Below are 15,255 nucleotides of genomic sequence, written 5' to 3' on the forward strand. Positions count from 1 at the left end.
TAACATCTGCGTAGTACAAACTATAAACCCATCGCCAGAGAGTATTTCTCTCTGAAAAAACCGCTTATCACAGTGCATAAATTTGCCGCTGCTTTAATCAGCCAATATTCACTGTGAGGTATTTACTCAAGCCGGTAACGACCAAACGGATATTTAGTCAAGCTCTGAAAACAGTTCATACAAAACAGAACGTGACTGTGATCTATTCAGCAAAAATTTAAATAGGATTATCGCGAGGGTTTACACATGTTATTTACTATCCAACTTATCATAATACTGATATGTCTGTTTTATGGTGCCAGAAAGGGTGGTATCGCGCTGGGTTTATTAGGCGGTATCGGCCTGGTCATTCTGGTCTTTGTCTTCCACCTTCAGCCAGGTAAACCACCGGTTGATGTCATGCTGGTTATCATTGCGGTGGTGGCGGCATCGGCGACCTTGCAAGCTTCGGGCGGTCTTGATGTCATGCTGCAAATTGCCGAGAAGCTGCTGCGCCGTAACCCGAAATATGTCTCCATTGTCGCGCCGTTTGTGACCTGTACGCTGACCATTCTTTGCGGTACGGGTCATGTGGTTTACACCATTCTGCCGATCATCTACGACGTTGCTATTAAGAACAACATCCGTCCGGAACGTCCGATGGCGGCAAGTTCTATCGGTGCACAGATGGGGATTATCGCAAGCCCAGTGTCGGTTGCGGTTGTATCTCTGGTTGCGATGCTGGGTAATGTCACCTTTGATGGTCGCCATCTTGAGTTCCTCGACCTGCTGGCAATCACCATTCCATCGACGTTAATCGGTATCCTGGCGATCGGTATCTTCAGCTGGTTCCGCGGTAAAGATCTGGATAAAGATGAAGAGTTCCAGAAATTCATCTCCGTACCGGAAAACCGTGAGTATGTTTACGGTGATACCGCGACGCTGCTGGATAAAAAACTGCCGAAAAGCAACTGGCTAGCAATGTGGATCTTCCTCGGGGCAATCGCTGTAGTTGCACTTCTTGGTGCTGATTCGGACCTGCGTCCATCCTTCGGTGGCAAACCGCTGTCGATGGTACTGGTTATTCAGATGTTTATGCTGCTAACCGGGGCGCTGATTATTATCCTGACCAAAACCAATCCCGCGTCTATCTCAAAAAACGAAGTCTTCCGTTCCGGTATGATCGCCATCGTGGCGGTGTACGGTATCGCATGGATGGCGGAAACCATGTTCGGTGCGCATATGTCTGAAATTCAGGGCGTACTGGGTGAAATGGTGAAAGAGTATCCGTGGGCCTATGCCATTGTTCTGCTGCTGGTTTCCAAGTTTGTAAACTCTCAGGCCGCGGCGCTAGCGGCGATTGTTCCGGTCGCGCTGGCGATCGGCGTTGACCCGGCATACATCGTGGCTTCAGCACCGGCTTGCTATGGTTATTACATCCTGCCGACTTATCCGAGCGACCTGGCAGCGATTCAGTTTGACCGTTCCGGCACCACCCACATCGGTCGCTTCGTCATCAACCACAGCTTTATTCTGCCGGGGTTGATTGGTGTGAGCGTATCGTGCGTCTTCGGCTGGATCTTCGCTGCGATGTACGGGTTCTTATAAATGCACTTTGCGTGCCGCCCGTGACTGCGCGGCACGCCATTTTCGAATAACAAATACAGAGTTATAGGCTGGAAGCTATGTCAAACAAACCCTTTATCTACCAGGCACCTTTCCCGATGGGGAAAGACAATACCGAATACTATCTACTCACGTCCGATTACGTTAGCGTTGCCGACTTCGACGGCGAAACCATCCTGAAAGTGGAACCAGAAGCCCTGACCTTGCTGGCGCAGCAAGCCTTTCACGACGCTTCTTTCATGCTCCGCCCGGCACACCAGAAACAGGTCGCGGCTATTCTTCAAGATCCAGAAGCCAGCGAAAACGACAAGTACGTGGCGCTGCAATTCTTAAGAAACTCAGAAATCGCCGCCAAAGGCGTGCTGCCGACCTGCCAGGACACCGGCACCGCGATCATCGTCGGTAAAAAAGGTCAGCGCGTGTGGACCGGTGGCGGCGATGAAGAAGCGCTGTCGAAAGGTGTCTATAACACCTATATCGAAGATAACCTGCGTTACTCACAAAACGCGCCGCTGGACATGTACAAAGAGGTCAACACCGGCACGAACCTGCCTGCGCAAATCGACCTGTACGCGGTAGATGGCGACGAATACAAATTCCTCTGCGTCGCCAAAGGCGGTGGCTCTGCCAATAAAACGTATCTCTACCAGGAAACCAAAGCTTTGCTGACTCCCGGCAAACTGAAAAACTTCCTCGTCGAGAAAATGCGTACACTCGGTACTGCAGCCTGCCCGCCGTACCATATCGCGTTTGTGATTGGCGGTACGTCTGCGGAAACCAACCTGAAAACCGTCAAGTTAGCAAGCGCTCACTATTACGATGAACTGCCGACCGAAGGGAACGAACATGGTCAGGCGTTCCGCGATGTCCAGCTGGAACAGGAACTGCTGGAAGAGGCCCAGAAACTCGGCCTTGGCGCGCAGTTTGGCGGTAAATACTTCGCGCACGACATCCGCGTGATCCGTCTGCCACGTCACGGCGCATCCTGCCCGGTAGGTATGGGCGTCTCCTGCTCCGCTGACCGTAACATTAAAGCGAAAATCAACCGCGAAGGTATCTGGATCGAAAAACTGGAACACAATCCAGGCCAGTACATTCCACAAGAACTGCGTCAGGCCGGTGAAGGCGAAGCGGTGAAAGTCGACCTTAACCGCCCGATGAAAGAGATCCTCGCCCAGCTTTCGCAATACCCGGTATCCACCCGCTTGTCGCTCACCGGCACTATTATCGTGGGTCGCGATATTGCACATGCCAAGCTGAAAGAGCTGATTGACGCCGGTAAAGAACTGCCGCAGTACATCAAAGATCACCCGATCTACTACGCGGGTCCGGCGAAAACGCCTGCCGGTTATCCATCAGGTTCACTTGGCCCAACCACCGCAGGTCGTATGGACTCCTACGTGGATCTGCTGCAATCCCACGGCGGCAGCATGATCATGCTGGCGAAAGGTAACCGCAGTCAGCAGGTTACCGACGCGTGTCATAAACACGGCGGCTTCTACCTCGGTAGTATCGGCGGCCCGGCGGCGGTACTGGCGCAGCAGAGCATCAAGCATCTGGAATGCGTCGCTTATCCGGAGCTGGGTATGGAAGCTATCTGGAAAATCGAAGTAGAAGATTTCCCGGCGTTTATCCTGGTCGATGACAAAGGCAACGACTTCTTCCAGCAAATCGTCAACAAACAGTGCGCGAACTGCACTAAGTAACCTCTTCGGCCCAGCGCCTGGCAGCATGCTGCCAGGTGATCCCCCTGGGCCACCTCTTTTGCGATTGTAATTTCACGCTTGCTGGTGAATAGTCAGTATTTTCCCTGACTTGCGAACTCACCATGACCCGCACACTCAAGCCGTTAATTCTTAACACCGGCGCACTGGCGCTAACGTTAATCCTGATTTATACCGGCATTTCGGCCAATGACAAACTCACCTGGCTGATGGAAGTGACACCGGTGATTATTGTCGTGCCGCTACTGCTTGCCACCGCCAGACGTTATCCGTTAACGCCGCTGCTCTATACGCTCATTTTCTTTCACGCCATCATCCTGATGGTCGGCGGACAATACACCTACGCGAAAGTCCCCGTTGGTTTTGAGGTGCAGGAATGGCTGGGGTTGAGTCGTAATCCGTATGACAAGCTGGGGCACTTTTTCCAGGGGCTGGTGCCTGCACTGGTGGCACGAGAAATTCTCGTTCGCGGGATGTACGTGCGCGGACGTAAAATGGTGGCGTTCCTGGTCTGCTGCGTGGCGCTGGCGATAAGCGCGATGTATGAATTAATCGAGTGGTGGGCAGCGCTGGCAATGGGTCAGGGAGCGGATGATTTTCTCGGTACCCAGGGCGACCAATGGGACACACAATCCGATATGTTCTGCGCGCTGCTTGGCGCATTAACGACGGTGATATTCCTTGCTCGCTTTCATTGCCGCCAGCTACGGCGCTATGGCTTAATCACCAGAGCGCCGGAAGCGATTACCTCTTAACGGTGCAACCAGCCTGGCAGCCAGTCGCCGTGGGCGGCAATCAGGTCGTCAACAAGAGCATATATTTCGTCAATGCCCAGCACGGCGGCAGTATGCGGGTCCATCATCGCGGCGTGGTAAACACGGTCGCGATTTTCTGTGAGAATGGCTTCCGTCAGCAGCGTCTGTACGTTGATATTGGTTTGCATCAGGGCGGCCAGATGCGAAGGTAGCGTACCGACTTTGGTCGGCTGAATGCCATTAGCATCAACTAAACAGGCCACTTCCACACAACATCCTTGTGGCAGGTTATCAATCAATCCATCGTTACGGACGTTGCCGTAAATCACACTCGGCTCGCCAGTCCAGATAGCGTTCATGATTGTGCTGGCATATTCCCGTGACGGTTTAATATCAATCCGGGAGGCGTTCTTATACTCCTCCAGCTCTTTATGCCAGTTCGCCAGCTGCTCGACGCAGCGTTTCGGGTACTCATCCAGCGGTACTTTATAACGCTCAATCAAATCCTCACGACCTGGCTTAATAAACCACGGTGTGTACTCAGCAAAATGTTCTGACGATTCAGTGACGAAGTAGCCCAGCTTTTTGAACATTTCGTAACGCACAATATTCTGGCAGCGAGTATTACCATGAATATTTGGCTTCGGTGCCTGCCCTGCCTCATAAGCCGCCAGCAGTTCCGGGTAGAGATTCACGTAACTGCCGTCGGCGGTTTTGCGCTCCAGTTCCAGGTAAAACGCCATATGGTTGATACCCGCACAACGGTAACGCAGCGTAGCCGGGTCGATATTGAGGTCACGCGCCAGCTCTTCCGCCGTTCCCTGCACCGAATGGCACAGCCCTACCTGTTTGATATGCGGATAACGGGCATACATCGCCCAGGTATTCATCGCCATTGGGTTAACATAGTTGAGCATGGTGGCATCGGGGCAGACTTCCGTCATGTCCTCGCAAATTTGCCACAGGTGAGGAATGGTACGTAGCGCGCGCATAATACCGCCCGGCCCCAGTGTATCGGCAATGGTTTGTTCCAGACCGTGGCGCTTACAGACCTCAAAATCAGTCACCGTGCAAGGTTCATAACCGCCAATCTGAAATGCCACCACGACAAAATCGGCATCCTGTAAGGCTTCTTTCTGTTGGGTGTGGCAGGTGATTTTGCCGCTGGCCCCTGCTGAATCCATCAACTTGCGCACCACAATATGCGACTCTTCCAAGCGGGTGGGATCAATGTCCATCAGGGCAATATGCGCCGTTTTCAGCGCCTCGCGATGGAACACATCACCAAGAATATTTTTAACGAAAATCGTCGAACCAGCGCCGATAAATGTAATTTTGGGTGCAGACATCATGCAGATCTCCTGGCTTGCTTGAATAACTTCATCATGGCAGGCGAATCTGCAGAAAACCTCCGGCTTCCAGGTTGAGCATTCCCATAAACTCAGATCCTGCGTGAAGTATCAGTAAATCTGAGTTTATGGGAATAAATTACCTGAAAAGAAGAGTTTTCGGCCTCATGGTACTCGGATGATCCCTTCGCCCCTCTGGCAAGAGGGCGAAAACCGTGCTCCCACTCGCAGTCATCCTCCCTCACTCCTGCCATAATTCTGATATTCCAGGAAAGAGAGTCATCCATGAATACAGATACTTTTATGTGCAGCAGCGACGAAAAACAGACCCGCAGCCCGCTGTCGCTGTATTCGGAGTACCAGCGGATGGAGATTGAGTTTCGCGCACCGCATATCATGCCCACCAGCCACTGGCATGGTCAGGTCGAAGTGAATGTGCCTTTCGATGGCGATGTGGAATACCTGATCAACAATGAAAAAGTGAGTATCAATCAGGGACATATCACGCTGTTCTGGGCCTGTACACCGCACCAACTAACAGATACCGGAACCTGTCAGAGCATGGCGATTTTTAATCTGCCGATGCATCTGTTTCTCTCCTGGCCGCTGGATAAAGACCTGATTAACCACGTCACTCACGGCATGGTGATCAAATCACTGGCGACACAGCAACTTAGCCCGTTTGAAGTGCGCCGCTGGCAGCAGGAATTGAACAGTCCGAACGAGCAAATTCGCCAGCTCGCCATTGATGAAATTGGCCTGATGCTCAAGCGATTTAGCCTCTCTGGCTGGGAACCGATTCTGGTCAATAAAACCTCGCGCACACACAAAAACAGCGTCTCGCGCCATGCGCAATTTTATGTCAGCCAGATGCTGGGCTTTATTGCCGAAAACTATGATCAGGCGCTGACCATCAACGATGTGGCTGAGCACGTCAAACTTAACGCCAACTATGCAATGGGGATATTCCAGCGGGTCATGCAATTGACGATGAAACAGTACATTACTGCGATGCGCATCAACCACGTTCGTGCGTTACTGAGCGATACCGATAAAAGTATTCTCGATATTGCCCTGACGGCAGGCTTTCGTTCGAGTAGCCGTTTTTACAGCACGTTCGGCAAATATGTCGGCATGTCACCGCAACAATACCGCAAACTTAGCCAACAGCGCCGCCAGACGTTTCCCGGCTAAAGACGATATCAGTATCAGCCAAAAAAATAGTTTAGCCGTCGATAATAAGCAGTGAAAATAAATCAAAATAATCACATAACATATTGTTTATAAAAATGAATATTTAAAAAATGTTTGTTTTTCATGCGCTTTACAGCCCGAAAAGGCCGGAAGATACTTGCCCGCAACGAAGATTCCTTCATAACCGGGTAAGCAATGATGAAAGTATTAATTGTTGAAAGCGAGTTTCTCCATCAGGACACCTGGGTCGGTAACGCCGTTGAGCGTCTGGCAGATGCTTTAAGCCAGCAAAATGTTACCGTGATTAAATCCACCTCCTTTGATGATGGCTTTGCCATTCTCTCTTCAAACGAAGCCATTGACTGCCTGATGTTCAGCTATCAAATGGAACATCCGGACGAACATCAAAACGTCAGACAATTGATCGGTAAGCTTCATGAGCGCCAACAAAACGTGCCGGTCTTCCTGTTGGGCGATCGGGAAAAAGCCCTCGCCGCAATGGACCGAGATCTGCTGGAGCTTGTCGATGAATTCGCCTGGATTCTGGAAGATACCGCCGACTTTATCGCCGGACGCGCCGTTGCCGCAATGACCCGCTACCGCCAGCAGCTGTTGCCGCCACTGTTCAGCGCGCTGATGAAATATAGCGACATCCATGAATATTCCTGGGCAGCGCCAGGCCACCAGGGCGGCGTTGGCTTTACCAAAACACCCGCCGGACGTTTCTACCATGACTACTATGGTGAAAATCTGTTCCGCACCGACATGGGCATCGAACGGACTTCCCTCGGTTCTTTGCTTGACCATACTGGCGCATTTGGCGAAAGCGAAAAATATGCCGCACGCGTATTTGGTGCCGATCGCTCCTGGTCGGTAGTCGTCGGTACTTCCGGCTCTAACCGTACCATCATGCAGGCTTGCATGACCGATAACGATGTAGTGGTCGTTGACCGTAACTGCCATAAATCCATCGAACAAGGCTTGATGCTGACGGGCGCGAAACCGGTCTACATGGTGCCAAGCCGCAACCGCTACGGCATTATCGGGCCAATCTATCCGCAGGAAATGCAACCTGAAACCTTGCAGAAGAAAATCAGTGAAAGCCCGCTGACCAAAGACAAAGCCGGGCAAAAACCGTCTTACTGCGTGGTAACCAACTGCACCTATGACGGCGTGTGTTATAACGCTAAAGAAGCGCAGGATCTGCTGGAAAAAACTTCCGATCGTCTGCACTTTGACGAAGCCTGGTACGGCTATGCACGTTTCAACCCGATCTATGCCGATCACTATGCCATGCGCGGTGAACCTGGCGATCACAACGGTCCTACCGTTTTCGCCACCCACTCAACCCACAAACTGCTGAATGCGCTGTCACAGGCCTCTTACATTCATGTGCGTGAAGGTCGTGGGGCGATTAACTTCTCCCGCTTCAACCAGGCATACATGATGCATGCCACCACCTCCCCGCTGTATGCCATCTGTGCATCTAACGACGTGGCGGTGTCGATGATGGACGGCAACAGTGGCCTGTCACTGACCCAGGAAGTGATCGACGAAGCGGTTGATTTCCGTCAAGCGATGGCACGGCTGTATAAAGAGTTCACCCATGACGGTAGATGGTTCTTCAAACCGTGGAACAAAGAAGTGGTCACCGATCCACAAACCGGCAAAACCTACGACTTTGCTGACGCGCCAACCAAACTGCTGACCACCGTTCAGGACTGCTGGGTAATGCATCCGGGCGAAAGCTGGCACGGCTTCAAAGATATTCCGGATAACTGGAGTATGCTCGACCCAATTAAAGTCAGCATTCTCGCACCGGGAATGGGTGAAGATGGTGAACTGGAAGAAACCGGTGTTCCGGCGGCGCTGGTCACTGCCTGGCTTGGTCGCCACGGCATTGTGCCTACCCGCACCACTGACTTCCAAATTATGTTCCTGTTCTCTATGGGCGTAACCCGTGGGAAATGGGGAACTCTGGTTAACACCCTTTGCTCCTTCAAACGCCACTACGACGCCAACACACCGCTGGCGCAGGTCATGCCGGAACTTGTTGAACAATATCCTGACACTTACGCGAATATGGGGATTCACGATCTGGGTGACACCATGTTTGCCTGGCTAAAAGAAAATAACCCTGGCGCACGGTTGAACGAAGCCTATTCCGGCCTGCCGGTGGCGGAAATCACCCCGCGTGAAGCGTACAACGCAATTGTCGATAACAATGTCGAACTGGTATCCATTGAAAATCTGCCTGGACGCATCGCGGCAAACTCAGTTATCCCGTATCCGCCAGGAATCCCGATGCTACTGTCTGGTGAAAACTTCGGCGATAAAAACAGTCCACAGGTAAGTTATTTACGCTCCCTGCAATCCTGGGACCATCATTTCCCTGGATTTGAACACGAAACTGAAGGGACTGAAATTATTGACGGTATTTACCACGTCATGTGTGTGAAAGCGTAACCACTATTCCGCTGAAGGCGTAATTGTTAAATAACATTACGCCGCCTGGCTTGAGGCCTTTTTAGTATGGCAACGTTTTCATAAAAATTGCTGCAAACAAAAATGTCATACTTTTTGCGCGGTCCCACCCCGCGCTTTTTTTCGCCTGTTATTTATCCTGTAAAAAAATATGTACATGAGAAATTACTATAAAAATTTGTAATATTAGTAAAACTCGTTATTTTTATGCATGTTTATATTCATCATACAATTATATAACCATTTCCCGGTATCGCTTTGCTTTAGCGAGAACTGGTCTTTTATTCGCACTCAGGAGTACATGTATGAGGATTTGCAGCGACCAACCTTGTATTGTTTTATTGACTGAAAAAGATGTCTGGATAAGGGTGAATGGGAAAGAACCTATTAGCCTTAAAGCTAACCATATGGCGTTATTAAATTGTGAAAATAATATTATCGACGTCTCCTCTCTTAATAACACTTTGGTTGCTCATATTAGTCACGACATCATCAAAGATTACCTCCGGTTTCTGAATAAAGATCTCTCGCAAATACCAGTATGGCAACGTAGCGCTACGCCCATCCTCACCCTGCCATGCCTGACGCCAGACGTCTTTCGCGTTGCCGCGCAACATAGCATGATGCCCGCTGAAACTGAGTCAGAAAAGGAACGAACACGTGCATTATTATTCACTGTGCTATCCCGTTTTCTCGACAGTAAAAAATTCCTTTCTTTAATGATGTATATGTTACGTAATTGTGTAAGTGACAGCGTTTATCAAATTATTGAAAGCGATATCCACAAAGACTGGAATCTTAGTATGGTAGCCAGTTGTTTATGTCTTAGCCCAAGTCTGTTAAAGAAAAAGCTGAAAAGCGAAAACACCAGTTATAGCCAAATAATCACCACCTGCCGCATGCGTTATGCCGTCAATGAATTAATGATGGACGGTAAAAATATCTCTCAGGTCTCACAGTCGTGTGGCTACAACAGTACGTCGTACTTTATTTCTGTCTTTAAAGACTTCTACGGTATGACGCCTCTGCATTATGTTAGTCAGCACAGAGAACGCACTGTCGCCTGATTTTTAACCTTAACGAAGAGCTATATTAATAACGGCATCAGCGATAACCCGGTCGATAATAATTCAACTATCGAATGCAGGCGTATGATATGACGTAATTTATTGTCACGAAGCTCGCCTTCGCAGGAGTTTAATTATGTCTTCGGATGCTGATGCTCACAAAGTGGGCTTAATCCCCGTCACCCTGATGGTGTCGGGGAATATTATGGGGTCAGGTGTTTTTCTGTTACCTGCAAACCTGGCCTCCACTGGCGGGATTGCCATTTATGGATGGTTGGTGACGATTATCGGTGCGCTGGGGCTCTCGATGGTATACGCCAAAATGTCGTTCCTCGACCCAAGCCCTGGTGGTTCTTACGCTTACGCCCGCCGCTGCTTTGGCCCGTTTCTCGGTTATCAAACTAACGTCCTCTACTGGCTGGCCTGCTGGATCGGCAATATCGCCATGGTGGTCATTGGCGTTGGATATTTAAGTTACTTCTTCCCGATTCTGAAAGATCCACTGGTATTAACCATCACCTGCGTCGTGGTGCTGTGGATCTTCGTCCTGCTGAACATTGTCGGTCCGAAAATGATCACCCGCGTGCAGGCCGTTGCCACCGTGCTGGCGCTGATCCCCATCGTCGGGATTGCCGTATTTGGCTGGTTCTGGTTCCGTGGTGAAACCTATATGGCGGCATGGAACGTCAGCGGCCTGGGCACCTTCGGCGCGATTCAAAGTACCCTTAACGTTACGCTGTGGTCGTTCATCGGTGTGGAAAGTGCCTCCGTTGCCGCAGGTGTGGTGAAAAACCCGAAACGCAACGTCCCTATCGCCACCATTGGTGGGGTATTGATTGCCGCCGTTTGCTATGTACTTTCTACCACCGCGATTATGGGGATGATCCCTAATGCCGCACTGCGCGTTTCTGCTTCGCCATTCGGTGATGCCGCACGGATGGCGCTGGGTGACACCGCCGGGGCCATTGTTTCTTTCTGCGCAGCTGCGGGTTGCTTAGGTTCACTGGGCGGCTGGACATTGCTGGCGGGTCAAACGGCGAAAGCCGCTGCCGATGACGGGCTGTTCCCACCGATTTTTGCTCGTGTAAACAAAGCGGGTACGCCAGTGGCGGGGCTGATTATCGTCGGAATTTTGATGACCATCTTCCAGCTCAGCAGCATTTCGCCAAACGCGACCAAAGAATTCGGTCTGGTTTCTTCCGTGTCGGTCATCTTTACACTGGTGCCATATCTTTACACCTGTGCGGCGTTACTGCTGCTCGGCCACGGCCACTTTGGTAAAGCACGCCCGGCATATCTGGCTGTTACTACCATTGCCTTCCTCTACTGCATCTGGGCCGTAGTAGGGTCCGGCGCGAAAGAGGTTATGTGGTCATTTGTCACCCTGATGGTCATCACCGCCATGTATGCGCTGAATTACAACCGGCTGCATAAAAACCCGTATCCCTTAGATGCACCAATAAGCAAAGATTAATTCCCCTTAATCCAGCAAACATACAAGCCAACCTTAAGAACTTAAGGTTGGCTTAATTTTGCTTTGCGAGCATATGCGCACTTTGTTCGATGGAAACACCGTGATGTTGAAGCGCCTACTAAAAAGACCCTCTTTGAATTTACTCGCCTGGCTATTGTTGGCCGCTTTTTATATCTCTATCTGCCTGAATATTGCCTTTTTTAAACAGGTGTTGCAGGCGCTGCCGCTGGACTCGCTGCATAACGTACTGGTTTTCTTGTCGATGCCGGTCGTCGCTTTCAGCGTGATTAATATTGTCCTGACACTAAGCTCTTTCTTATGGCTTAATCGACCGCTGGCCTGCCTGTTTATTCTGGTTGGCGCGGCAGCACAATATTTCATAATGACTTACGGCATCGTCATCGACCGCTCGATGATTGCCAATATTATTGATACCACCCCAGCAGAAAGTTATGCGCTGATGACACCGCAAATGTTATTTACGCTGGGATTCAGCGGCGTGCTTGCTGCGCTGATTGCCTGCTGGATTAAAATCAAACCTGCCACCTCGCGTCTGCGCAGTGTTCTTTTCCGTGGTGCCAATATTCTGGTTTCTGTACTGCTGATTTTGCTGGTCGCCGCACTGTTTTATAAAGACTACGCCTCGCTGTTTCGTAACAACAAAGAGCTGGTGAAGTCCTTAAGCCCCTCTAACAGCATTGTTGCCAGCTGGTCATGGTACTCCCATCAGCGACTGGCAAATCTGCCGCTGGTGCGAATTGGTGAAGACGCGCACCGCAACCCGTTAATGCAGAACGAGAAACGTAAAAATTTGACCATTTTGATTGTCGGCGAAACCTCGCGGGCGGAGAACTTCTCCCTCAACGGCTACCCGCGTGAAACTAACCCGCGGCTGGCGAAAGATAACGTGGTCTATTTCCCCAATACTGCGTCTTGCGGCACGGCAACGGCAGTTTCAGTACCATGCATGTTCTCGGATATGCCGCGTGAGCATTACAAAGAAGAACTGGCACAACATCAGGAAGGCGTGCTGGATATCATTCAGCGGGCGGGCATAAACGTGCTGTGGAATGACAACGATGGTGGCTGCAAAGGTGCCTGCGATCGCGTGCCTCACCAGAACGTCACTGCGCTGAACCTGCCTGGTCAGTGTATCAACGGCGAATGTTATGACGAAGTGCTTTTCCACGGGCTGGAAGAGTACATCAATAACCTGCAAGGTGATGGCGTAATTGTCTTACACACCATCGGCAGTCACGGCCCGACCTATTACAATCGCTATCCGCCACAGTTCAGGAAATTTACCCCTACCTGCGACACCAACGAGATCCAGACCTGTACCCAAGAGCAACTGGTAAACACTTACGACAATACGCTGGTCTACGTCGACTATATTGTTGATAAAGCAATTAATCTACTGAAAGAACATCAGGATAAATTTACCACCAGCCTGGTTTATCTTTCTGACCACGGTGAATCGTTAGGTGAAAATGGCATCTATCTGCACGGTTTGCCTTATGCCATCGCCCCAGATAGCCAAAAACAGGTGCCGATGCTGCTGTGGCTGTCTGAGGATTATCAAAAACGGTATCAGGTTGACCAAAGTTGCCTACAGAAACAGGCGCAAACGCAACACTATTCACAAGACAATTTATTCTCCACGCTATTGGGATTAACTGGCGTTGAGACGAAGTATTACCAGGCTGCGGATGATATTCTGCAAACTTGCAGGAGAGTGAGTGAATGAAAATTCTGATTGTTGAAGACGATACGCTGTTATTGCAGGGATTGATTCTGGCGGCGCAAACCGAAGGCTACGCGTGCGATGGCGTGACAACCGCGCGGATGGCGGAACAAAGCCTTGAGACCGGTCATTACAGCCTGGTGGTACTGGATTTAGGCTTACCCGACGAAGATGGGCTGCATTTTCTCGCCCGAATCCGGCAGAAAAAATACACCCTGCCGGTGTTAATTCTCACCGCCCGCGATACCCTTACCGACAAAATCGCCGGGCTGGATGTCGGTGCCGATGACTACCTGGTAAAGCCTTTTGCGCTGGAAGAGTTACATGCCCGTATCCGCGCCCTGCTACGACGCCATAATAATCAGGGCGAAAGTGAGTTGATTGTTGGCAATCTGACGCTGAATATGGGTCGCCGTCAGGTATGGATGGACGGTGAAGAGTTGATCCTGACGCCCAAAGAATATGCTCTGCTATCACGGTTAATGCTTAAAGCAGGTAGTCCGGTGCATCGGGAAATTCTCTACAACGACATCTATAACTGGGACAACGAACCCTCGACCAACACTCTTGAAGTGCATATCCACAATCTGCGCGACAAAGTGGGCAAAGCCCGTATCCGCACCGTGCGCGGCTTTGGCTATATGCTGGTCGCGAATGAGGAAAACTAATTGAATCTGATGCGTTTTCTGCGCCGACCAATATCGCTGCGCCAACGGCTGATATTGACCATCGGGGCCATTTTGTTGGTGTTTGAGCTGATCAGCGTCTTCTGGCTATGGCATGAAAGTACCGAGCAGATTCAGCTGTTTGAGCAGGCGCTACGCGACAATCGTAACAACGATCGCCACATCATGCGTGAGATCCGCGAGGCGGTCGCCAGCCTGATTGTCCCTGGCGTCTTTATGGTCAGCCTGACGCTATTTATCTGCTATCAGGCGGTACGCCGCATCACCCGCCCGCTGGCGGAGCTGCAAAAAGAGCTGGTAGCACGCACCGCCGACAACTTAACACCCATTGCCATTCACAGCGCCACCCTCGAAATCGAAGCGGTGGTTTCAGCGTTAAACGATCTGGTCAGTCGCCTGACCAACACGCTGGATAACGAAAGGTTGTTTACCGCTGACGTCGCGCACGAACTGCGAACGCCACTGGCAGGGGTGCGTTTGCATCTGGAACTGCTGGCGAAAACGCATCACATTGATGTAGCACCGTTAGTGGCAAGGCTTGATCAGATGATGGATAGCGTCTCCCAGTTGTTACAACTGGCACGTGCCGGACAGTCATTTTCTTCCGGTAATTATCAACATGTAAAACTGCTGGAAGATGTCATTCTCCCCTCGTATGACGAACTCAGTACCATGCTCGACCAGCGCCAGCAAACCCTGCTATTGCCAGAGAGCGCCGCCGACATCACCGTTCAGGGTGATGCAACCCTGCTGCGGATGTTATTGCGAAACCTGGTAGAAAATGCCCATCGTTACAGCCCGCAAGGCAGCAACATTATGATTAAGCTGCAAGAAGATGGCGGAGCGGTCATGGCCGTTGAAGATGAAGGACCGGGTATTGATGAGAGTAAATGCGGGGAGTTGAGTAAAGCGTTTGTACGTATGGACAGCCGTTATGGCGGGATTGGTCTGGGGTTAAGTATTGTCAGCCGCATTACACAGTTGCATCACGGGCAGTTTTTCCTGCAAAACCGGCAAGAGACTTCTGGCACACGGGCCTGGATACGGCTGAAAAAAGATCAGTACGTGGCAAACCAGATATAAAGAAAGCTGCTGACCACCAGCACGCTGAACACGGTAGTTAAACTTTCATAAACACGGTTTTTCATTGCACTCTCCTCCGTTAACCTGGAG

General features: G+C 50.7%; 12 protein-coding genes. 10 read left to right on the plus strand and 2 right to left on the minus strand.

Features of this window, described 5'->3' with window-relative positions; genetic code table 11:
- Nucleotides 1-246 precede the first annotated feature (246 nt).
- The 3 genes from dcuB to yjdF all read left to right on the plus strand — a co-directional run bounded on the left by dcuB (nucleotide 247) and on the right by yjdF (nucleotide 4,084).
- Nucleotides 247-1,587, plus strand: coding sequence for an anaerobic C4-dicarboxylate transporter DcuB (gene dcuB / locus AABJ99_RS21600; protein ID WP_000899522.1), 1,341 nt, complete (start codon nucleotides 247-249; stop codon nucleotides 1,585-1,587).
- Between the two features lie 77 nt (nucleotides 1,588-1,664).
- On the plus strand, nucleotides 1,665-3,311 hold the full coding sequence (gene fumB, locus AABJ99_RS21605) for a class I fumarate hydratase (protein ID WP_000066710.1): 1,647 nt from the start codon (nucleotides 1,665-1,667) through the stop codon (nucleotides 3,309-3,311).
- A 122-nt stretch (nucleotides 3,312-3,433) separates the two neighbouring features.
- Nucleotides 3,434-4,084, plus strand: a complete 651-nt coding sequence (gene yjdF, locus AABJ99_RS21610) for a DUF2238 domain-containing protein (protein ID WP_000198767.1) — start codon at nucleotides 3,434-3,436, stop codon at nucleotides 4,082-4,084.
- Here the strand turns inward: yjdF and melA are convergent.
- Nucleotides 4,081-5,436 carry an alpha-galactosidase gene (melA, locus tag AABJ99_RS21615; protein ID WP_000986622.1) on the minus strand — a complete coding sequence of 452 codons (1,356 nt, stop codon included), beginning with the start codon at nucleotides 5,434-5,436 and terminating at the stop codon, nucleotides 4,081-4,083. The two genes, yjdF and melA, sit on opposite strands and share 4 nt — an antisense overlap.
- Nucleotides 5,437-5,694: 258 nt before the next feature.
- Here melA and melR point away from each other — a divergent pair, with 258 nt between their 5' ends.
- The 7 genes from melR (at nucleotide 5,695) to pmrB (ending at nucleotide 15,165) form a co-directional block, all read left to right on the plus strand.
- A complete protein-coding gene (gene melR, locus AABJ99_RS21620) occupies nucleotides 5,695-6,627 on the plus strand; it encodes a transcriptional regulator MelR (protein WP_255756424.1) in 933 nt (310 codons plus the stop codon).
- 198 nt (nucleotides 6,628-6,825) lie between these two features.
- On the plus strand, nucleotides 6,826-9,093 hold the full coding sequence (gene adiA, locus AABJ99_RS21625) for an arginine decarboxylase (protein WP_077782418.1): 2,268 nt from the start codon (nucleotides 6,826-6,828) through the stop codon (nucleotides 9,091-9,093).
- A gap of 323 nt (nucleotides 9,094-9,416) precedes the next feature.
- Nucleotides 9,417-10,178, plus strand: a complete 762-nt coding sequence (gene adiY / locus AABJ99_RS21630; RefSeq protein ID WP_001217059.1) for a DNA-binding transcriptional activator AdiY — start codon at nucleotides 9,417-9,419, stop codon at nucleotides 10,176-10,178.
- Between the two features lie 136 nt (nucleotides 10,179-10,314).
- Nucleotides 10,315-11,652, plus strand: coding sequence for an arginine/agmatine antiporter (adiC, locus tag AABJ99_RS21635; protein ID WP_000093154.1), 1,338 nt, complete (start codon nucleotides 10,315-10,317; stop codon nucleotides 11,650-11,652).
- Nucleotides 11,653-11,755: 103 nt separating this feature from the next.
- Nucleotides 11,756-13,399 carry a phosphoethanolamine transferase EptA gene (eptA, locus tag AABJ99_RS21640; protein WP_039021446.1) on the plus strand — a complete coding sequence of 548 codons (1,644 nt, stop codon included), beginning with the start codon at nucleotides 11,756-11,758 and terminating at the stop codon, nucleotides 13,397-13,399.
- The gene (gene basR / locus AABJ99_RS21645) at nucleotides 13,396-14,064 is read left to right on the plus strand and encodes a two-component system response regulator BasR (protein WP_032185719.1); all 669 of its coding nucleotides are present in this window, start codon (nucleotides 13,396-13,398) and stop codon (nucleotides 14,062-14,064) included. The genes eptA and basR overlap by 4 nt, the downstream gene beginning before the upstream one ends.
- Complete coding sequence (pmrB, locus tag AABJ99_RS21650; protein ID WP_160523934.1) at nucleotides 14,065-15,165, plus strand: two-component system sensor histidine kinase PmrB; 1,101 nt, start codon at nucleotides 14,065-14,067, stop codon at nucleotides 15,163-15,165.
- On the opposite strand, the gene pmrR is transcribed toward pmrB, so the two are convergent.
- On the minus strand, nucleotides 15,141-15,230 hold the full coding sequence (pmrR, locus tag AABJ99_RS21655) for an LpxT activity modulator PmrR (protein ID WP_000797657.1): 90 nt from the start codon (nucleotides 15,228-15,230) through the stop codon (nucleotides 15,141-15,143). The two genes, pmrB and pmrR, sit on opposite strands and share 25 nt — an antisense overlap.
- Nucleotides 15,231-15,255 lie beyond the last annotated feature (25 nt).

It is taken from the genome of Escherichia coli (assembly GCF_036503815.1).
Lineage (GTDB): Bacteria > Pseudomonadota > Gammaproteobacteria > Enterobacterales > Enterobacteriaceae > Escherichia > Escherichia coli_F.

Excerpts from the sequence above, each read along its gene's own strand:
- basR (WP_032185719.1), top strand. The coding sequence starts at position 13,396 with ATGAAAATTCTGATTGTTGAAGACGATACGCTGTTATTGCAGGGATTG.
- melA (WP_000986622.1), bottom strand. The coding sequence starts at position 5,436 with ATGATGTCTGCACCCAAAATTACATTTATCGGCGCTGGTTCGACGATT.
- dcuB (WP_000899522.1), top strand. The coding sequence starts at position 247 with ATGTTATTTACTATCCAACTTATCATAATACTGATATGTCTGTTTTAT.
- fumB (WP_000066710.1), top strand. The coding sequence starts at position 1,665 with ATGTCAAACAAACCCTTTATCTACCAGGCACCTTTCCCGATGGGGAAA.
- adiA (WP_077782418.1), top strand. The coding sequence starts at position 6,826 with ATGAAAGTATTAATTGTTGAAAGCGAGTTTCTCCATCAGGACACCTGG.
- adiY (WP_001217059.1), top strand. The coding sequence starts at position 9,417 with ATGAGGATTTGCAGCGACCAACCTTGTATTGTTTTATTGACTGAAAAA.
- pmrR (WP_000797657.1), bottom strand. The coding sequence starts at position 15,230 with ATGAAAAACCGTGTTTATGAAAGTTTAACTACCGTGTTCAGCGTGCTG.
- adiC (WP_000093154.1), top strand. The coding sequence starts at position 10,315 with ATGTCTTCGGATGCTGATGCTCACAAAGTGGGCTTAATCCCCGTCACC.
- yjdF (WP_000198767.1), top strand. The coding sequence starts at position 3,434 with ATGACCCGCACACTCAAGCCGTTAATTCTTAACACCGGCGCACTGGCG.
- eptA (WP_039021446.1), top strand. The coding sequence starts at position 11,756 with ATGTTGAAGCGCCTACTAAAAAGACCCTCTTTGAATTTACTCGCCTGG.